Origin of the sequence: Agrobacterium rubi TR3 = NBRC 13261 (assembly GCF_000739935.1) — a bacterium.
Taxonomy (GTDB): domain Bacteria; phylum Pseudomonadota; class Alphaproteobacteria; order Rhizobiales; family Rhizobiaceae; genus Agrobacterium; species Agrobacterium rubi.
The window spans coordinates 44819-64274 of the sequence record NZ_BBJU01000006.1; the positions used below are offsets into that span (position 1 = coordinate 44819).

The following is a 19456-nucleotide window of genomic DNA, read 5'->3' on the forward strand; positions in this document are numbered from 1 at the left end:
CCGGCCTGAGATTTCAGGCCGGTTTTTTGTTGTTCAGATTTCAGATCTGACGGTCAGTGCGTCATCGCTGACTTTGCCCGCAGCACACCGTTGGGAGTGGTGTCGAATATGCGGGAAATATTCGGGTTCCGCAGAGGCTGGTCACTCTCGTCATGAACGAGGTTCTGCTCCGATACGTAAGCGACATATTCGGATTCGTCGTTTTCAGCCAGAAGGTGGTAAAATGGCTGGTCGCGATCCGGGCGGATTTCCTTCGGGATGGCGTTCCACCACTCCTCCGTGTTCGAATATTCCGGGTCTACGTCGAATACCACACCGCGGAACGGAAACACCCTGTGGCGAACAACCTCGCCAATCGTAAACTTTGCGTCTCTTTGTTTCATGGCATGCACATCCTTTCCCCATACAATTTGGGGGCTGGATAAAAAATATCAAGATATCGGGTTGCAACACCGCATTTTGTTGATTGCATCCGGCACGTCACCCAAAAGAAAAAAGGCGCCCCGAGAGGCGCCTTTTAAATTCACTATTAGGCCGAGTAGTACATATCGAATTCGACCGGGTGAGGGGTCATTTCGAAACGCATGACTTCGTGCATCTTCAGTTCGATGAAGGAATCGATCTGGTCGTCATCGAACACGCCGCCAGCTGTCAGGAACTTGCGATCCTTGTCGAGGCTGTCGAGGGCTTCACGCAACGAGGCGCAGACGGTTGGAATCTTCTTCAATTCCTTTGTCGGCAGGTCATAGAGATCCTTGTCCATCGGCTTGCCGGGGTGGATCTTGTTCTTGATACCATCGAGACCAGCCATCAGCATCGCGGCAAAGCCGAGATACGGGTTCTGGGCGGGGTCAGGGAAGCGAACTTCGACGCGCTTGGCCTTCGGGTTGGAGCCGAACGGAATGCGGCAGGAGGCGGAGCGGTTGCGGGCGGAATAGGCCAGCAGAACCGGTGCTTCGTAACCTGGGACCAGACGCTTGTAGGAGTTGGTCGTCGGGTTGGTGAAGGCGTTGATCGCCTTGGCATGCTTGATGATGCCGCCGATGTAGTAAAGGCAAGTCTCGGACAGGCCTGCATATTCGTCACCAGCGAAGGTTGGCTTGCCGCCCTTCCAGATGGACTGGTGAACGTGCATGCCCGAACCGTTGTCGCCGAAGATCGGCTTTGGCATAAAGGTTGCCGTCTTGCCGTAAGCGTTGGCAACCTGATGCACCACATATTTGTAGATCTGCATCTTGTCGGCGCTCGATACCATCGTGTCGAACTTCACGCCCAGCTCGTGCTGTGCAGAAGCGACTTCATGGTGGTGCTTTTCAACGACAACACCCATCTCGCCGAGAACCGTCAGCATTTCGGAACGCATGTCCTGAAGGCTGTCGACCGGAGGAACCGGGAAGTAGCCGCCCTTGACGCGCGGACGGTGGCCGAGGTTGCCGGTTTCGTAGTCGGTGTCGTCGTTGGATGGCAGCTCGGACGAGTCCAGCTTGAAGCCCGTATTGTACGGGTCTGCCTTGTACTTCACGTCGTCGAACACGAAGAATTCCGGCTCTGGACCAACGAACACCGTGTCGCCGATACCCGACGCCTTCAGGTAGGCTTCAGCCTTTTTGGCCGTGCCGCGTGGGTCGCGGTTGTAGGACTCGCCGGAGATCGGGTCGAGAATGTCACAGATAATGACCATGGTGGACTGTGCAAAGAACGGGTCCATGTGAACCGTTCCCGTATCGGGCATCAGCACCATGTCGGACTCGTTGATGGCCTTCCAGCCAGCGATCGAGGAGCCGTCGAACATGACGCCATCGGCGAACATGTCTTCGTCCACGCAGGCCACGTCCATCGTCACGTGCTGCAGCTTGCCCTTTGGGTCGGTAAAGCGCAGGTCCACGAACTTGACGTCGTTGTCCTTGATCTGCTTGAGAATATCGTTTGCGGTCGTCATTGAAACTTTTCCTTGAGTGTTTTGATAACAAGGTGAAGTCCCGGCTTTCCCGGGTTCAGTCTTTTTATATGGCGTCTACGCCTGTCTCACCCGTACGGATACGGATGACCTCTTCCACGTTGGACACGAAAATCTTTCCGTCACCAATGCGGCCGGTCTGGGCGGCATTGCGAATGGCCTCGATCACGGCATCCGCATTTTCATCCGCAAGCACGACTTCGACTTTCACCTTCGGCAAAAAGTCGACGACATACTCTGCCCCGCGATAGAGTTCCGTATGGCCTTTTTGACGACCAAAGCCCTTGGCTTCTGTAACCGTTATTCCCTGGAGTCCGACTTCCTGAAGGGCTTCCTTCACTTCGTCGAGCTTAAAAGGCTTAATGATCGCTTCGATCTTTTTCATGAGAAAATATCTCTCCGCTTCTCCCGTTCAAGCGGTCTTTCCGCTCTGCCACAAGAATGCACGTATCGTGCCAGATCGGAAGTCGCTTTGAATAAAAAATCTTCGAAAAATGCCTGGACAAAGCGAAATTTGGCGCATCTTCACTGTTTCCGTGGACAAAAATACCGCTCCCAGCACGCAAGATGATGATTTTTTCACGATTTTGCCAAATTTCCGAGCTGTTACGCGCAGGTCAATGGTGTCAATGAATTGCGTATTTATTGCTCTTTTGCATATAATTTATGCAATCTAAATTGCCTAATTATGCACCGATTGCCTTTTGCCTGTTTTTGAGCTGAATATGCAGCCATGATATTTTTAGCCCAGCATGTCTTGATCGATCCTGCCGCCATGGCGCGCATCGATGCGAGTGCCGAAAAAAACGGTCTTTCCATCGCCTCCCTGATGGAACGGGCGGGGCAGGCGGTTTCGGCCTGCGCGCTCAGACACTATCCACAAGCCCTGCGGTATATCGTCCTTTGCGGCACCGGTAACAATGGCGGCGATGGGTTCGTCGCGGCACGCGCCCTGAAGAAAAGTGGCGCAGAGGTTGCCGGCTACGTCTTCGGTGATGTTGCCCGATTGAAGGGGGCAGCGACGCAGGCATTCGATGCTTTGGGCATTTCCCCGAAAACACTCGATAGCTACCGGCCCCAGTCCGGCGATGTGGTGATCGACGCGATCTTTGGTGCGGGCCTTTCCCGCGATGTGCCTGCCGAAGTGGCGGCTGTGATCGATCGTGTCGAAAAGGCGTCTGTGCCAGTGCTGGCCGTCGATCTGCCATCCGGCCTGTGCGGACGGCGGGGCGTTCCGCTCGGGCGTGCGTTTCAGGCTGAGCGAACGGTGACGTTCATGGCGCGCAAACCGGGCCATGTCTTGATGCCGGGACGTTCGCTGTGTGGAGAAGTCGAAGTGTTCGATATCGGCATCCCGCTTCGAATTGTGAAAGAGCATTGTGGGTCTGTCTTCGAAAACCACCCTTCGCTCTGGAAGAGCGCCTTTCCAAGGTCTGACGAGGACACGCATAAATTCAAGCGTGGGCATCTGACTGTCTTTTCCGGTCCATCGCATGCGACCGGCGCTGCCCGTATGGCGGCGATGGCGAGTGTTCGGGCCGGTGCAGGCATCGTCACCATTGCTGCACCCCACGATGCCCTCGGCGTTCTCTCGGCAACGCTGACAGTGGTCATGGTGTCGGGCATCGAAAGCGACGAGGAACTCGCTGCCTGGCGTGAAGATAAGCGCCATGCGACCTATGTTCTCGGTCCCGGCTTCGGCGATCTGGAGCGCGCACGCCGTTTCGTCTCTTTGTTGAAAGACAAGGCAATGGTCCTAGATGCCGACGGCATAACGGCGTTCAAACATGAGCCACAACAGCTTTTCGATCTGTTCGCCTCTGACGCGCCGCGTATCCTCACACCGCATGAGGGCGAGTTTGGACGTCTGTTTCCAGACATCGCGGCGGACAGAACGCTCAGCAAGATCGAAAAGGCACAGGCGGCGGCTGCGCTCAGCAATGCGGTTATCGTCTATAAAGGCGCAGATACCGTCATCGCAGCGCCGGATGGCCGTGCTGCCGTCAACACCAACGCGCCGTCTTATCTCGCCACAGCCGGGTCGGGAGACGTGCTGGCCGGTATCGCAGGCGGGTTTTTGGCGCAGCAGGTTCCAGCCTTTGAAGCTGCCGCTGCCGCCGTCTGGCTGCATGGCGAGACCGCACAGCGGCTGGGTCCTGGCTTGACGGCTGAGGATTTGGCGGCGGATGTCAGGCCATTCCAGCGTTAATGAACCGGTTTGCCCTGGCTGGTGATGGCCGCCATGCGCGACGCGCTGATAACAAGCTTGCGCTCCGCACGCTCCTGCTGCGGGGTGCGATTGTAGATTTCGCGATAACATTTGGAAAAGTGCGAGGCAGACACGAAACCACAGGCGACGGCCACCTCCACCACGGGCATGGCCGATTGTACCAGCAGATGACGCGCCCGGTCCAGCCGGATTTCCAGATAATAGCGGGCAGGGGAACGTCCCATTTCCTGCCGGAAAAGCCGCTCTACCTGTCTGCGTGAAAGGTCCGCATCGTCTGCGATATCCAGCAGAGATAACGGTTCTGACAGGTTGCTTTCCATCAACTCGATGATCGACAAAACCTTGTCGTTCTGCACGCCGAGACGGGCACGCAGCGGCAGACGCTGGCGGTCATGCGGGTTGCGCACCCGGTCCGTCAGTTGCTGTTCGCAGACGCGGTTGACGAGGTTTTCGCCGAAATCCTGACCGATGAGGTTCAGCATCATGTCGAGAGACGCCGTGCCGCCTGCGCAGGTGTAGATGTTGCCATCCACCTCGTAGAGATCGGCGTAAACCTCGACCTGCGGAAACGCTTCGGAAAAGCCGGGCAGGTTCTCCCAGTGGATCGCGCATCGCTTGCCGTTGAGCAATCCCGCCTGGGCCAGCACATGCGCGCCGGTACAGAGGCTGCCGACGGCGATGCCGCGATTGTGCGACTCGCGTAGCCACGCGTTGACGGATTTGTTGTTGTATTGCTCGATATCGATGCCCGAACAGATCAGCACCATGCTTGGGCGATTTTCACCGCTGACCGATTTGCGCTCTTCGGCCAGTGACGTATTGGCTTCCAGCGCGATACCGCTGGAAGAGGCGACCTTCTGCCCATCGCTGGAGGCCAGCCGCCACTCATAAGCGGCATAACCCAGCATGCGGTTGGCAATGCGCAGCGTTTCGACCGCAGCCGTGAAGGGCAGCATGGTGAACTCCGGCACCATGAAAAACACGATAGTGCGTTTTTTGGGAGGCGTTTTGCTCACGGCGACGATGCTCCATTGCGGAAACGCAATTCCTTGCTTGGAAATCGTCCGCTGTATATCGCATTTGCGACACTCTTGGCGCAAGATACGACGTGGTAGGTGCGCTGTCAAAAAACTTAATCGCCTGTGAGCCAAGGCGTTCGAGTGAAAGCACGCAGACGTGAAAGTCTTGGACGTCTGCACGGAGATATTTTGCATTTTATTAATATTGTTTTCAATTTTTAAGCGCAGCCTTCAGCCATATCGTTCACTTGCGCGTTCTATCGACGTGACGAATGGCGGCGTCTCTTAAAAGGGTGTCGCAAGGTCGTCTTTTGTTACGGTGTCGGGTTGCCCGAGAATGGCTCTGCCGTTCCTGCCCGGTGCTTTCGAGCGGAGTATTGCGTATGCATGAAGCTGGTCACACTGTTCTCGTCGTCGAAGACGAACCGATCATTCGATTTACGCTTGTGGATGCACTCGAAGAGGCGGGCTACCGTGTCCTGGAGGCATGCAACGTGCTCGAAGCGATCGCCATCATCGGCAAGGTCGACACGATCTCAGCTGTCGTGACAGACATCGATATGCCAGGCGGCCTGTCGGGTCTGGATCTGGTGCGCATGCTCTCATCGTGTCAGGATCAGATTGCCGTCGTTGTCACATCCGGTGGGCATACGCCCGATGCGCTGGAACTGCCGGAAGACGTGCGCTTCTTCAGCAAGCCCTATCATTTCGACGACATCTTCTTTGCGTTGCGCGCTGGCATTGCCGCCAAGACGAAGAGTGTGCGTCGAAAGATTGCCGTGCGGCTTGAAGGCCTTCAATTCAGCCACTGAAACGAAAAACGCCGGAGTTTCCTCCGGCGTTGATGTCTGTCGATGAATGCGCGAAATCAGGCGGCGCGCAGCACGACCAGCGTGCGGCCTTCGACCGAATAAGTCTCGCCATTTGCGATCTTGTCGGCATTTGCCTCAGGATCGGCGGTCGTCAACTCCGTCATCCAGCCGTGCTCGGCGTCCGGCAGCTTGAATTCCACGATGCCGTCATGCGGGTTGAAGAGGATGAGCACATCGCGCCATTCCTCCGCATCGCCGTTGTCATCCTGCGACAGACGTAAGCCCAGCGACGTGCTGCCCGGATCTTCCCACTGAGCCTGCGTCTGCTCGCCACCGCCTGGGTTCAGCCAAGTGATGTGGGTGCCGTCGCGCCAGCTGTCGCGGCGTAGAACGGAATGGTTCTGACGCAGTTCGATCAGCTTGGCGGTGAACTTGCGGAGCGTTTCTGCGCTGTCGGGCAGATTTTCCCAATGCACCCAGCTCAGTTCGCTGTCCTGGCAATAGCCATTGTTGTTGCCCATTTGGCTACGACCAAACTCGTCACCGGCCAGCAGCATCGGTGTGCCGTGGGAGAGGAGGAGGGTGGCGAGGAAGTTGCGCTTCTGGCGGTCGCGCACCGCAATGATGCCTTCGTCGTCGGTCGGGCCTTCCACGCCGTAGTTGTAGCTGCGGTTATGGTCGTGGCCGTCCTTGTTGTCTTCGCCGTTCGCCTCGTTGTGCTTCTCGTCGTAGGACACGAGGTCGTTCAGCGTGAAGCCGTCATGGGCGGTAATGAAGTTGACGCTCGACCAGGGCCGACGGCCACGCAGATCGTAGACATCGCCGGAACCGAGAACGCGGGCGGCGAAATCACCGGCGGTGCCGTCTTCGTCCTTCCAGTAGTCGCGCACGGTGTCGCGGTATTTGTCGTTCCACTCTGCCCAACCGGGAGGGAAGCCGCCGACCTGATAGCCGCCGGGGCCGATATCCCAGGGTTCACCCACCAGCTTCAGCTTGGACAGAACAGGATCCTGGCCGACGGCATCGAAGAAGCCGCTGCGCTGGTCGAAACCTTCCGGCTCACGACCGAGGATGGTGCCCAAATCGAAGCGGAAGCCATCGATATGCATGTCTTCGGCCCAGTATCGCAGCGAGTCCGTCACCATCTGCAGCACGCGGGGGTGCGAGGTGTTGACGGTGTTTCCGGTGCCGGTGTCGTTGATGTAGTAACGCGGCTGGTCGGGCAGGGTGCGGTAATAGGAGAAGTTGTCGATACCCTTGAACGACAGGGTCGGCCCAAGCTCGTTGCCTTCGGCCGTGTGGTTGTAGACCACGTCGAGAATGACCTCGATTCCGCCGTCGTGGAACGCGCGCACCATGTCGCGGAAACCAGCCATGCCCTTGGGGCCGTAATAGCGCGAAGCAGGCGAAAAGAAACCGAGCGAGTTGTAGCCCCAGAAGTTCTTCAGGCCTTTATCCAGCAAGTGCGAATCGTCGGGGAATGAGTGGATCGGCAGAAGCTCGACGGAGGTGATCCCGAGGCTTTTCATATAATCGACGATCTGCTTGTCGCCGAGGCCCTCATATGTACCGCGCAGATTTTCAGCGATGCCGGGGTGAAGCTGCGTGAAGCCCTTCACATGGGTTTCATAAAAAATGGTCTTCGACCAAGGCACGTTCGGCTTCTTGTCGCTCGACCAGTCGTAATCCGCGGGATCGATCACGCGGCACTTCGGCATCTTGGCGGCGCTATCGCTGTCGTTGAAAGATAGGTCCTTGTCTTCTGCATCCAGAATGTAACCGAACTGTTCCGGTCCCCATTCGATATCGCCGACGAGTTCGCGGGCGTAAGGATCGACAAGCAGCTTGTTGGGGTTGAAGCGGTGGCCGTTTTCCGGGTCGTAGGGACCGTGAACGCGATAGCCATACAGCGCGCCGGGCTTCAGGCCGGGAATAAAGCCGTGCCAGATTTCGTTGGTGAATTCCGGAAGCGTGATGCGCTCGATTTCGTTTTTGCCGCTCTCATCGAAGAGGCACAATTCGATGCGTTCTGCGTGGGCGCTGAAGATCGCGAAATTGACACCATCACCGTCGAAATTCGCGCCAAGGCGGGTGAAGTCGCCGGGCAAAATGCTGGAACCGAACTGGGCCATAGATATCCTCATGCTTGATAGGGGCAGGGGGAAATGTGGTGGCAGGGTATTTGTTCCGCACTGCAAAAAAATGGCTCGCCGAGATCAGTCTCGCGAGCCATTCATGCTTTATTGGAAACGGATTTTATCTGCGAACAATCCGTGTCTGCTTGCTGTCTGTCGTTGGCCATCCAATATCCTTGAGCGTGTCTGCGGGCAGGGCTTCCAATGCGCGTAGTGTCTGCTTGCGACGCCATGCGGTCTGTAGCTCCAAAACAAGCTCGGTCAGGCGTGATAGCCACCTGCGGGTAAACAGCCGACCCCTTGAAGGGCTGGGGCTGTGGTGGGTGATCATGGTCATTTTGGAACTCCTTTCATGATCCATATTCGGTTTCGACATCATCGGTATGCGCCGCAAAATCACATCAATCAATTGAATGATTTTCATGCCATCAATGACAAAGCGTGATGTATTTCCGGTGTGAAACCCGGCCTCATTACCGGCTTCGTTTTTGACAATGCGAAATTGTTGACATTCAATCAAACGAAATGATATCGATCCATTGATCAGAAAAATTGAAGGCATGTGCCATGACCGTTTCCTTCCGCCAGCCTCTGCCCCTTTTGGACAACGACATCTTGCGAACCTTCGTGGCTATCGCAGAAACCGGCAATTTTTCCACCGCCGCCGAAGTGGTGTTTCGAACGCCGTCTGCCGTGTCCATGCAGATCAAGAAACTGGAAGAGCAGCTCAAGACCACCCTGTTCCTGCGTGATGCACGGTCGGTCACCCTCACCGCCCATGGCGAAACGCTTTTGACCTATGCGCGGCGGATGATCGCGCTGTCCAATGAGGCTGTCGCGCGCTTCGTCATGCCTGAGCTGTCTGGCGTGGTGCGGCTGGGTGCGCCGGAGGATATTGGCGAGCGCGGCCTGCTGCCCGGCATCCTCAAACGCTTTGCCGAAGCCTTCCCCGCCATCATGGTGGATGTCGTGATCGATTCGAGCTCGCAGCTCTACCGGCGTATGGATGAGCAGCGGCTGGATATCGCACTCGTCAACTGCGCGTCGCTGCCGCTGCGAAATACCGGCGAAGTCTTGATGCGCGAGCGGCTCGTCTGGGCGGGTGCCAAATGCGGTACGGCGCATTTGCGTGATCCCATTCCCATTTCGATCTGGGAAGATGGCTGCATCTGGCGATCCGAGGCGACATCGTCGCTCGAAAAGCAGAACCGTCCCTATCGCGTCGCCTATCTCAGCGGTCACACAATGGCGCAAAAGGCGGCCATCGAGGCGGATCTGGCGGTCGCACCTCTGCCGCGTTCCTATGTGCAGAACAACATGGTCATTCTGGGTGAAAAGGACGGAATGCCGGAGCTTGGTTGCTTCGATATCCGCCTCATCGTCGCCGATAAACCGACCCGTCCCGTGCAGGCGGTTGCCGACAGCATTCGCAACGCGTTCAAGGACATTGCTCAGCCTCTGTAAGGCTGTCACATTATTTTTATCGGGCCACGGAACCGCTTTCGATTGCCTGCGTTTTCTGCGCGCTAATTAGATTGTCTTTGGCGCTCATGCGCAGACATTAAGGGGAGTTTCCATATGTCCACACGTTTCTTCGCAACAACTGCCGCTGTCCTCATCGCCCTCGTTTCCCTGAGCTCTTGCGGCAACACCATTCGCGGCGTCGGCAAGGATGTTGCAGGCACTGTAGAAGGCACACAGGCTGCTGGACGAAGCGTTGACCACGCTGCGCGCCGTTAATTGACGCAATACAGCGTCCTGACATTGAAGCAGAAGCCGGCGATCCTTCGTCGGCTTTTTTGTAGTCAGGCCACGGTGAAGGCGGTCCAGTCCAAAATGCATATTCGCTCTCGAGAGGCCATATTCTCGTCGCTGTCAGGCGATCTACAATGGACAAGAGAAATTTGATCCGCCTTGGGGAACGATGCGCAGACTGATCCAATATTTGCTGGCTGCTTTGCTGCCCACTGGAGCCATCGCGGCACCCCTGCCTGACTTTTGCCAATCGCTGGACCATATGGGTGGGCGCTATACGGTGTGCAGTTTCGACCCTGCAAAAAGCGACATCCGACTTTACCATTGGGATTATGTCACCTCGAAACCCTATGGATCGTTCGAGGCTTTGTCGTCAGCTCTATGGCGGCAGCACAGCTTCGTCACCTTTGCCATGAATGCTGGAATGTATCACCGCGACCTATCGCCGGTCGGTCTGTTCATCGATCATGGTGTCGAGACAGCACCTATCAGCACCGGTGGCGGGTGGGGTAATTTTCACATGCAGCCCAATGGCGTGTTCTTCATGGAGGGCAAAAGGGCGGGCGTGCTGGAAACCAGCGCTTATCTCAATGCCAATAGATCGCCGGATTTTGCCACCCAGTCAGGTCCGATGCTGGTCATTGACGGGCAGCTGCACCCGCGATTTCTGCCGGACAGCGATAGCTTGAACACACGCAACGGCGTGGGTGTATCGGCCGACGGCATGGTGCACTTTGCTATCTCGGAACATCCTGTGCGGTTTTATGATTTTGCGACCCTGTTCCGCGACAAGCTGCACACGGCCAATGCGCTGTATTTCGATGGCAGCATTTCCAGCGTGGACATTCCCGCCGCAAAGCGTCGGGACGGCTGGTCTCCGCTGGGGCCGATCGTTGCGGTTGTCGAGCGAGTGCCGGACTGAGGCGCTACCGTTACAGCGGCGCTTTTGGGTAGGCCTTTTCGAGCCCGCCGGATTTTGTCAGGCCGGTGCGAAATGCCGTAAACGCTGCATGCTGGCTGCTCTTGGACACCTCGTGCAGGCGAATCTGCAAACGCGCCGGCGCATTCTCGCCGAACCATTCGCCGCATTTCTCCAGCTTCAAAGAGTTCAGGAACCGCGCTTGCGCCTGCTGGTCGAGGAAAAGACGCAAACCTTCCAGCAGGTTTTCGTCCTGCAAAGCGTTTTCCAGGAGCAAAGTCAGCCACGCCTGATCTTCCGCGCTCCAGCCACTGATTTTCGTTGCGACCGCGTCACGGTCCGGGAAAGAAGATGGCGTCGCCTGCATCGTGTGTCACCGCTCCAGCTGTTTGATATCTGCCCGATAATTCAGATGAGCCCGATGTTCAATATGACGTGCGCAGCGCTGGGGCAAAAGCCTGTATTTCGGCTGGCTTATACACAGCACAGCGCGCCACGGTGAACCAAATCCGACCAAATTTACACTTTGGACCAAAATGAGACAGGCAGACTTGGCTCAGTGTCTCAGGATGAATAGGTAAACCATTGTTTTTTATTACACCTATGCATTGAGTGAATAGCAGGTGGCTAAATTCGCCTTGCTTTAGCCGTTTTTAGCATTTGCCTTTGTCACAAGTTTTTAATAAATGCTTCACCCACTGGCCGACGCATGAACGGCTTGAGAGTAACACGCTGGAGTAATCATGGACGAAACCGCACAGAAATCCTGCTGGGCCGTAACATTTCGCGCACTTGCAGGTTTTGCCGCCTTTCTCGCATTGACCTACGTATTTGGTAGCCCGTAAGAATCTCTCATAGAATTTTAGACTTCGCAGCACGGTTCCCCCACAGGACCGTGCTGTTTTCGTTTGCGGCGCGTCCATGTCGCGCTCAGCGTAGTTCATGCCCATTTTGATATGGCGGATTTTTCCCATTCGGATAGACTGGTGTCATAAGTCTATACATAGGGCAGGCAGATATGTTTCTTTCGGTTTTCGACGTGTTCAAGATCGGGATTGGACCGTCCAGTTCCCATACGATGGGACCGATGTCGGCTGCGAACCGCTTTTTGGAAACGCTGTTGTCCAGTGATTGGCCCAGACCATCCGGTTCGGTGGTGTCTGCCATCAAGGTCAGCCTGCATGGTTCATTGGCGTTTACCGGCATCGGCCACGGTTCCGGCCGTGCCGTGGTTCTGGGTCTGATGGGTGAGCAGCCCGACCAGGTCGATCCAGATGCGATGGACGGGTTGATTGCCACGGTCGAATCGACAGGTCGCATTTCGCCACCCGGCCACCCATCCTATGCTTTCCAACCCGCCGAAGACCTGATCTTCGACAAGAAGACCCCACTGCCGGGTCATGCCAATGGCATGAGTTTTTCCGCATACGATAATCAGGGCCGCATGCTGCTGAGGCGAATCTATTACTCCATCGGCGGTGGTTTCGTCGTGACGGATACCGAACTGGAAGCGATGCGCCAGCGTGGCAAGACGATCGATACAGGACCGCGCGTTCCCTATCCATTCGCCACCGCTAAGGCGATGCTGGAGATGTCAGAGCGTTCTGGGCGCAACATTGCCCAGATGAAGCGTGCCAATGAAGAAACGGTCATGACGCGCCAGGAACTAGACGACAGGCTCGACCATATCTGGGAGGCGATGAACGGCTGCATCGAGCGCGGGCTGAAGGGCGAGGGGATCATGCCCGGCGGTCTCAAGGTCAAGCGTCGCGCACGTTCCATTCACGACAAGCTCAATGCGGAATGGCGCAGCAATAGGCTCAATCCGCTTCTGGCGAACGACTGGCTGAGCGTCTACGCCATGGCGGTCAACGAGGAAAACGCCTCTGGCGGTCGCGTCGTCACCGCTCCCACCAATGGTGCAGCGGGTGTGATACCGGCGACGGTCAAATATTTCCGCCACTTCCATGACGATGCGACGGTCGATGACATCAGGGACTTCCTGCTGACAGCCGCGGCCATTGGCGGCATCATCAAGCACAATGCCTCGATCTCCGGTGCCGAAGTTGGTTGTCAGGGTGAAGTCGGCTCTGCTGCAGCCATGGCGGCGGCGGGTTTGGCGGCTGTGATGGGTGGTTCGCCTGCGCAGATCGAAAACGCGGCCGAAATCGCGCTCGAGCATCACCTCGGCATGACCTGCGATCCCATCGCTGGCCTGGTTCAGGTGCCGTGTATCGAGCGCAACGCGCTCGGTGCGGTCAAGGCTGTGACGGCTGCGTCTCTCGCGCTTAAAGGCGATGGCTCGCATTTCGTACCGCTGGACGCCTGTATCGAAACCATGCGCCAGACCGGCAACGACATGAGCGAGAAATACAAGGAAACCTCCACCGGTGGCCTTGCGGTGAATGTCGTGGAATGTTGATCCGTGCCGACCAGCTTTGCACTGTAGGCGCTTGACGCAAGGCCTGAAACGGCATTGATAGCGCCCATGGCTCTACATCTCATCAAGCTCTGTGTCGGCGCTGACACCATCGAAGATTTGCGCGGTTGGGTCTCCCAGCGGTCTCTTCTTGCCATAGCAGCAGGCATGGAGCCCCACAGCGTCCACACCACCCGCATGTTTCCGAAGCGAACCGAAGACTTGTTGGATGGCGGCTCGCTTTATTGGGTCATCAAAGGCCAGGTTCAGGCGCGCCAGAAGATCCTCGATATCAAGTCCTTCAAGGGTGATGACGGCATCAGCCGCTGTGATCTCGTGCTGGGGCCGGAGGTGATCGAGACGTCGCCTGCGCCCAAGCGGCCATTTCAGGGCTGGCGGTATCTGAAGGATGAGGAAGCGCCGCGCGATCTGGGCGGCGGCGGTCTGTCGGACGACTTGCCACCCGACCTTCGTCGCGAACTGGCCGAACTCGGCCTTCTCTAAAGCAATTTTCTCTTCCATCTGACTTGCAGGCAAAGAAAAAGCCGGTTCCGGGGCGGGGAACCGGCTCTTGGCGCGATCAAATCAAAAACTGGGTAACTTGATCGTCCAATGATGAAGGGGAGCGTCCGGGGAGACGGCTCCGTCCTTCTTATCCCTTGATGCCTGCAACGGCGTTGACGGCGCGGCCATCCTGAATTTTGACCCAACGGCCTGGGTTGTTGCTGTCCTGACGCTTGAGGTAGGTGTATTCGGTTTCAGACCAGTCCATGACCTTGTTGCGCAGGTTGTCGAGAACGAAATCGCCACGGTCGGTGCGCACGGTCAAAACCGCATGGCCGGAGCCGTTCGGCTGCAACACAACGGTGATCAAGAGGTCCGACGGGGAGATGCCCTTGTTCATCAGCATCTTGCGCTTCAGCAAAACATAGTCTTCGCAGTCGCCGGCCGTCGTTGGGTAGGCCCAACGCTCTTCAACGCCATAGACTTCCATATCGGTCATGGGGGTGATGGTGGTGTTGACGGAGTAGTTCACGTCCAGGATCATCTGCCAGTTCTGTTCCGTCAGCTTCAGAGGGCCACGGTCCGCAGATGTCGGCTGGCACTCGCTCTGATAGGTCTGGCAAAATTCATAATGACCAATCGGTGGGTTGGCCTTGCCCATGATGCGCATGGCGGCGGCTGGCGTAGCGTGGGCTTGCGTTGTGAAGGCGCCGACGATGAGTGCTGCAATCAAGAAACCGAAACGGTTGATGTTTTTCATTTTTTTGTCTCCCCGTTGTGAGGAGAACAATGCCTGCGATATTTTGAGCGCTCGGAAATAACGGTGCTCAAATTCGACGCAAAGTTTAGTAAAAACGGAGCTTTATTTTAACTTTACTCGGTAGGAAATCGGTTCAAATTTTATCGTTCCATTTAGAATTTCCAGTGTGATGACCTCGCAAGTCATTGAAATAAATGGGGTCATGGACGTGTTCGGTTAATGTGATGAGCACTGCTAGACAGATATCCTTTATTTAAACGCTTCTTTGACTATACTTCTATCGACAAAATGCGCGAAAAAAGACCCGAAAAGCAATTTTTGCGTGTAAAATTCTCGCAATAAGAGTGCTGATAACAGGTTTTCCGGCGAATTATTTTGTTCTTTTTTCGATTATTTTTGAATTTTCCCGAGACGGTACAGTTGTTGGAGCTGAGGCTCATCCGGTAACGGCGTCAGTTCATAAAGTCAGCGTTGGTCGCGACGTCGAATTTTCGCACAAAAAAACCGGCAGACGCACTGGCGTTGCCGGTTGGTGGTGGTCGCGGTCGAAGGTTTAGAGAAACTCGATCAGCGCGTCGCGAGACTGGACGGAGTCGAATTCGATGGCCACGCCTTCCATGAAGTGGCGCACGATGCGGCCGGACATATTGCCCAGGCGCACGTCGGTACCGAGTGCCGGGCGTATCTCGAGTTCTACCGCAGCACCCGAGAGTGAAAGGTCGATGATGCGGCATGGCACGATGGTGCCATCGCTGAATGTCAGGTCGGCGCTCGGGTGGCGTGGTGTCAAACGATCGTGACGACGGTCTTCCGGCAGACCCAATGCCTGGCGCTTGGCAATCCAGGCCAATTGCGCCGCAAGCTTTTCGCGCTTTCGTTCGGTCGCCATGATGGAAATCGTAAAACCATCTGCCGTCAGCGCCTGAACGATACCTTCGATGCGACCGATATGCTGAAGGTATGCAATGATGCGGTCGCCGTTGCGTGGACGCACGAAACAGGTGATGCGCGCTGTCTCGGCTGTCATCTCATTGGCGGTGCAATCATACTCTTCATGTGATGGCACCATCAGTCGCCCAGTCAATCCCACGGTCACGACATCTACGGCAGGCGTTTCCGCAGACCGGGCAGCAAAAGCGACAGTTGTTGAGCGGGATGAAAACATGGGCAGCACTACAAATTTGCGATGATCTTCATCCTTTACATGCCGCGAGTTAACAGACCGTTCCGTTATCAATCGTGAATATTCGCACGCGGTTTCATATCGAGACGCCACTGTGAGACGAGTGTGCGTTGCTCACCGTATTCGACAGCAATCGTGGAAACTGTGGCTCCAGCAAGCGGCTGCGCGTTAGTGACAGCGGCTTGAATGGCTGGCCAAAATCGGCCAGTGGCGTGTCCGACACAAGTGCGCCCAGCAAGCGTGCCGGAAAATGCGGTTCCGCCTGCAAAGGTAACAGCAGCATTTCGAATTCCTGGCGAAGATGCCCGCTTTCGCTTTCCGCCTCGATGTCGAACAGAACGGGCCGTTCATTTTGCATCACGCCGCTGGCGATACGGCAGGCGTCGGCTGCTTGATCCGCCTGCCACAGGCCCGAGAAGGGCGTCTCGCGCAGTTCCTGACCGAAAAGATTGTAAAGCCGCGTTCCGGTCAGCCGAAAAACGGGTGATCCATCGTTCGTGTCGGTCAGCACGAACAGGTCGGGAAGCAGGTGGCGTATGTGCGAGGGATCGATTTCGCTACGCAGTGGTGCCGCACGGTTGCCCCGCAGCGCATCCCAATAGGCGTAAATATCGATACTCGTATTCGTCTTCATGACTTCACTCTCCATACCCGCGGGATATCTGTGTCTTTTCGATACAAACATCGCCCTCATTTGCGGTGGTAAGAGATACCTAAGCGAATTCCGTGCCACGCCAGTTACCATCAGAGCGGCGTGTGCGTTTATCCCCCGAAAATCATCTGTGGCGAGGGCGCTTCTTTTTCCCGCATCGTTCCTATATTGCTCGCATAAGACAATGCGGAACGGCTCGGGAAGGGTTCTTATTCATGACGCATCAAGACGGTGGCCCATTGGAAGCCGAAGAGGTCGAGCGACCATCGCCACCACCGAAACCCCCGGTTTTCAACCTGCCTGGCACCCTTGTGGCCATCCTCGCTCTGTTGATCGCCGTCCATCTCATCTCGACATATCTTTTGTCAGAGGAGGGCTACGGCTGGTTCATCTACACCTTCGGCTTCATCCCATTACGCTACGCCGTGCCGCTGTCTGAGCAAGGTCTGGAATGGCTGTGGACGCCGGTCACCTATTCGCTCTTGCACGGCGGCATCGAGCACATCCTGTTTAACGGCCTGTGGCTGATGGCCTTCGGTGCGCCTGTTTTGCGCCGTATCGGCACATTGCGTTTCATTTTGCTCTGGTGCGTTTCATCAGCAGTCGCAGCCTTCGGGCACGCCTTTCTGCATTGGGGCGATGCGACGGTGCTGATCGGTGCGTCAGGCGTCGTTTCCGCGCTGATGGGCGCCGCCTGCCGGTTCGCTTTTCCGTCCAACGGCGCGCGGTATCACCCGGCCATCGGCCATATGCTGCCGCGTCAGGGCATCATTCAATCGCTCACCAATCGCACAGTTCTCATCTTCACCCTGATGTGGCTGTTCGGAAACGTGCTCATTGCCGTTGGCATTCCACTGTTTGGTGATGTCGGCGGCGAGGTGGCGTGGGATGCGCATATTTTCGGTTTCCTGCTCGGCTTCCTTTTCTTCGCATTGTTCGACCGCAACGATGTCAGACGCGCATAAGGCACTGTCATTTCACTCAATCGATTGAAGTCTTTACGTCCGTGGAAACATATTGCTTTCCACGGACCGCTAGCGCACCATCGACCGCGTAAGGGAACCGCGCCTGTGGAGGAGACACGGCGCATGTTTCGATATTACTGTTACTGCGGAGGAAAACATGCCGATATTTGTGAAAGAACTTCTCGATCTCAAAGGCCGTGATGTCGTCACGGTCGGGCCGGATATGTCACTGGGAGAGGCGGCGGTGACGCTGCATGAAAACCGCATCGGCGCCGTCGTGATCACCGATGATACCGGCGCTATCCTCGGCATCTTTACCGAACGCGATATGGTCAAGGCCATCGCCTCCCATGCTTCAGCAGCCCTTGAGGCCAAGGTCTCTGACGTCATGACCAAAAACGTGACACGCTGTCACGAGGGATCCAGCACCGACGACCTCATGGAACTGATGACCGGCGGTCGCTTTCGCCATCTGCCGGTGGAAGCCAATGGCCGCCTTGTCGGCATCATCTCGATCGGTGACGTGGTGAAGGCCCGGATCGGCGAGATCGAAGCGGAAGCCGAGCACATCAAGGCATACATTGCGGGTTAGCGAACGCGCTGCGGCTCAAGTCAGCGCTGAAAAACCTGCTGCATGCGCTGCAATTCGGGAATACGCGAGCGCGTTTCCTCATAACCGCGCTCAATGGATTCGGCGGCTCGGTGGAATTCGGAGAGCCCGATGTGGTTGATGCGCGGATGCAGCGTCAAATCCGGAGGGTCGCCCGCCAGGCGTGAGCGCGAGATCCTGTCCTGGATGATGTTGAAGGCCTGCACCATTACGCCTGGCAACCCCACCCGTGACGATGGATCGACCGTTGGCTTGCGGCCCGTATCGATGCTGCCAGTGCCTGCGCAATGTTTGACCACGGCGGAGCGGCCGAAGATATCGTAATTGAGGTTCACAGCCACCACCAGCGTCTGTTCATAAGCACGGCACACAGACACCGGTACCGGGTTGACCAGAGCGCCATCGATCAGGGTTCGGCCATTGCAGCGCACCGGTTCGAAAATGCCGGGCAGGGCGTAGGAAGCGCGCAGTGCCGTGATCAGGTCGCCCTGATGCACCCATACTTCGTGACCGGTCTTCAGTTCGGTAGCAACGGCGATGAACGGGTGCTCCAGATCTTCGATGTTGAGGCCGACGAGATGTTCCTGCATACGCTTGGTCAGCCGCATGCCGCCAAACAGTCCGCCGCCGCCGATCGTCAAGTCCAGCAGGCCAGCGATACGGCGCAATGTCAGGGATCGAGCGAATTCTTCCAGTTCGTCCAGCTTGCCAGCCAGATAACATCCGCCAACAAGCGCACCGATGGAAGTGCCTGCGATCATGCCGATCTTGACGCCCGCTTCATCCAGCGCGCGCAACACGCCGATATGAGCCCACCCGCGTGCGGCGCCTCCGCCCAGTGCAAGTGCGATACGGCCGGGTGGAACAGAGGCGACAGGTGTGGAGGCTGGTTGCGCGATCTTTTCCAATGACGTGACCGCCGCCGGATTTTCTCGGTTCAATCCCCATCCCAACATCGGTATCCACTCCCAAGCAAATCTACGAAATTGTAGTCTACCTGGGGACTTCCTATAATATTCGTAACAAAATGAGACGAAACGAAAATTAGTCGGTTTGGGAGGGCTTGGATGCGTAGGTGGTCGCCGGATCGAAATGGCGGGTATCATCTGTAATGGTCGTGACAGCCTGGCCATTTTCCAGCGTCACGGTGCGGTAGAAGCAGGAGCGACGACCGGTGTGGCAGGTGGCATCGTGACCGGCGACCGAGACCTTGAGCCAGATGGCGTCCTGATCGCAATCGGTGCGCATTTCGCGCACGGTCTGGAGATTGCCGGAGGTTTCGCCCTTCTTCCAGATTGTGTCGCGCGAACGGCTGTAATAATGGGCGATGCCGGTTTCCAGCGTCAGCGCCATGGCTTGCGCATTCATGTGCGCAACCATCAACAACTCACCGTCCCTTACGTCCGTTACGACGGCGGTGACGAGGCCATGGGCATCGAATTTCGGGGTGAAGGTGCCAGCAGCTTCAAGCTCTTTCTTGTCGCTGGAAGCAGTCGGAAATGTCAGCGACATGGGAACCTCGATTGCGCGACCGGA

General features: G+C 56.6%; 21 protein-coding genes. 9 read left to right on the top strand and 12 right to left on the bottom strand.

The features are described 5' to 3' along the window. Nucleotides 1-53: 53 nt before the first annotated feature. The 3 genes from hspQ to RRU01S_RS04385 all read right to left on the bottom strand — a co-directional run bounded on the left by hspQ (nt 54) and on the right by RRU01S_RS04385 (nt 2342). Entirely contained in the window at nt 54-383 is a 330-nt protein-coding gene (gene hspQ / locus RRU01S_RS04375) for a heat shock protein HspQ (protein WP_045229041.1), read from the bottom strand. A 146-nt stretch (nt 384-529) separates the two neighbouring features. Further along, a complete protein-coding gene (gene glnA / locus RRU01S_RS04380) occupies nt 530-1939 on the bottom strand; it encodes a type I glutamate--ammonia ligase (protein ID WP_045229042.1) in 1410 nt (469 codons plus the stop codon). 64 nt (nt 1940-2003) lie between these two features. Next, nucleotides 2004-2342, bottom strand: a complete 339-nt coding sequence (locus RRU01S_RS04385; RefSeq protein ID WP_007753933.1) for a P-II family nitrogen regulator — start codon at nt 2340-2342, stop codon at nt 2004-2006. Nucleotides 2343-2690: 348 nt separating this feature from the next. Between RRU01S_RS04385 and RRU01S_RS04390 the strand changes: the two genes are divergently transcribed. Continuing rightward, nucleotides 2691-4166, top strand: coding sequence for a bifunctional ADP-dependent NAD(P)H-hydrate dehydratase/NAD(P)H-hydrate epimerase (locus RRU01S_RS04390; protein WP_045229043.1), 1476 nt, complete (start codon nt 2691-2693; stop codon nt 4164-4166). Here the strand turns inward: RRU01S_RS04390 and RRU01S_RS04395 are convergent. After that, a complete protein-coding gene (locus RRU01S_RS04395) occupies nt 4163-5161 on the bottom strand; it encodes a GlxA family transcriptional regulator (protein WP_178126726.1) in 999 nt (332 codons plus the stop codon). The genes RRU01S_RS04390 and RRU01S_RS04395 overlap by 4 nt on opposite strands. Nucleotides 5162-5589: 428 nt before the next feature. On the opposite strand from RRU01S_RS04395, the gene RRU01S_RS04400 reads away from it, so the two are divergent. Then, nucleotides 5590-6018 carry a response regulator gene (locus RRU01S_RS04400; protein WP_045229044.1) on the top strand — a complete coding sequence of 143 codons (429 nt, stop codon included), beginning with the start codon at nt 5590-5592 and terminating at the stop codon, nt 6016-6018. Between the two features lie 56 nt (nt 6019-6074). Here the strand turns inward: RRU01S_RS04400 and glgX are convergent, their stop codons facing one another. Both glgX and RRU01S_RS26425 read right to left on the bottom strand, forming a co-directional pair. Further along, nucleotides 6075-8150 (bottom strand): glycogen debranching protein GlgX, encoded by a 2076-nt coding sequence (gene glgX, locus RRU01S_RS04405; protein WP_045229045.1) that lies wholly within the window; start codon nt 8148-8150, stop codon nt 6075-6077. Between the two features lie 124 nt (nt 8151-8274). Then, nucleotides 8275-8715: a DUF1127 domain-containing protein gene (locus tag RRU01S_RS26425; RefSeq protein ID WP_234935995.1), complete on the bottom strand. Its 441-nt coding sequence runs from the start codon at nt 8713-8715 to the stop codon at nt 8275-8277. Between the two features lie 5 nt (nt 8716-8720). Here RRU01S_RS26425 and RRU01S_RS04415 point away from each other — a divergent pair, with 5 nt between their 5' ends. From RRU01S_RS04415 to RRU01S_RS04425, 3 genes are all read left to right on the top strand, one after another. Further along, nucleotides 8721-9617 (top strand): LysR family transcriptional regulator, encoded by an 897-nt coding sequence (locus RRU01S_RS04415; RefSeq protein WP_045229046.1) that lies wholly within the window; start codon nt 8721-8723, stop codon nt 9615-9617. 114 nt (nt 9618-9731) lie between these two features. Further along, entirely contained in the window at nt 9732-9893 is a 162-nt protein-coding gene (locus RRU01S_RS04420; RefSeq protein ID WP_045229047.1) for an entericidin domain-containing protein, read from the top strand. Between the two features lie 184 nt (nt 9894-10077). Further along, a complete protein-coding gene (locus tag RRU01S_RS04425; RefSeq protein ID WP_045229048.1) occupies nt 10078-10830 on the top strand; it encodes a phosphodiester glycosidase family protein in 753 nt (250 codons plus the stop codon). A gap of 10 nt (nt 10831-10840) precedes the next feature. Here the strand turns inward: RRU01S_RS04425 and RRU01S_RS04430 are convergent, their stop codons facing one another. Then, the gene (locus RRU01S_RS04430) at nt 10841-11194 is read right to left on the bottom strand and encodes a hypothetical protein (protein ID WP_045229049.1); all 354 of its coding nucleotides are present in this window, start codon (nt 11192-11194) and stop codon (nt 10841-10843) included. Nucleotides 11195-11845: 651 nt separating this feature from the next. Here RRU01S_RS04430 and RRU01S_RS04435 point away from each other — a divergent pair. Both RRU01S_RS04435 and RRU01S_RS04440 read left to right on the top strand, forming a co-directional pair. Next, nucleotides 11846-13249, top strand: coding sequence for an L-serine ammonia-lyase (locus tag RRU01S_RS04435; protein ID WP_045229050.1), 1404 nt, complete (start codon nt 11846-11848; stop codon nt 13247-13249). 66 nt (nt 13250-13315) lie between these two features. Then, nucleotides 13316-13750 carry a DUF1489 family protein gene (locus tag RRU01S_RS04440; protein WP_045229051.1) on the top strand — a complete coding sequence of 145 codons (435 nt, stop codon included), beginning with the start codon at nt 13316-13318 and terminating at the stop codon, nt 13748-13750. Nucleotides 13751-13898: 148 nt separating this feature from the next. On the opposite strand, the gene RRU01S_RS04445 is transcribed toward RRU01S_RS04440, so the two are convergent. From RRU01S_RS04445 to RRU01S_RS04455, 3 genes are all read right to left on the bottom strand, one after another. Next, on the bottom strand, nt 13899-14510 hold the full coding sequence (locus RRU01S_RS04445; protein ID WP_045229052.1) for a transglutaminase-like cysteine peptidase: 612 nt from the start codon (nt 14508-14510) through the stop codon (nt 13899-13901). Between the two features lie 553 nt (nt 14511-15063). Next, complete coding sequence (locus tag RRU01S_RS04450; RefSeq protein WP_045229053.1) at nt 15064-15675, bottom strand: PilZ domain-containing protein; 612 nt, start codon at nt 15673-15675, stop codon at nt 15064-15066. A gap of 94 nt (nt 15676-15769) precedes the next feature. After that, the gene (locus RRU01S_RS04455) at nt 15770-16327 is read right to left on the bottom strand and encodes a PAS domain-containing protein (protein WP_045229083.1); all 558 of its coding nucleotides are present in this window, start codon (nt 16325-16327) and stop codon (nt 15770-15772) included. Nucleotides 16328-16560: 233 nt separating this feature from the next. On the opposite strand from RRU01S_RS04455, the gene RRU01S_RS04460 reads away from it, so the two are divergent. After that, nucleotides 16561-17310, top strand: coding sequence for a rhomboid family intramembrane serine protease (locus RRU01S_RS04460; RefSeq protein ID WP_045229054.1), 750 nt, complete (start codon nt 16561-16563; stop codon nt 17308-17310). A gap of 157 nt (nt 17311-17467) precedes the next feature. Further along, nucleotides 17468-17902 (top strand): CBS domain-containing protein, encoded by a 435-nt coding sequence (locus RRU01S_RS04465; protein WP_045229055.1) that lies wholly within the window; start codon nt 17468-17470, stop codon nt 17900-17902. Nucleotides 17903-17922: 20 nt separating this feature from the next. Here the strand turns inward: RRU01S_RS04465 and RRU01S_RS04470 are convergent, their stop codons facing one another. Together RRU01S_RS04470 and hisI are read right to left on the bottom strand one after the other, a co-directional pair. Further along, nucleotides 17923-18876, bottom strand: a complete 954-nt coding sequence (locus RRU01S_RS04470; RefSeq protein ID WP_045229056.1) for a patatin-like phospholipase family protein — start codon at nt 18874-18876, stop codon at nt 17923-17925. 88 nt (nt 18877-18964) lie between these two features. Beyond that, the gene (gene hisI, locus RRU01S_RS04475) at nt 18965-19432 is read right to left on the bottom strand and encodes a phosphoribosyl-AMP cyclohydrolase (protein WP_045229084.1); all 468 of its coding nucleotides are present in this window, start codon (nt 19430-19432) and stop codon (nt 18965-18967) included. Between the last annotated feature and the right edge of the window lie 24 nt (nt 19433-19456).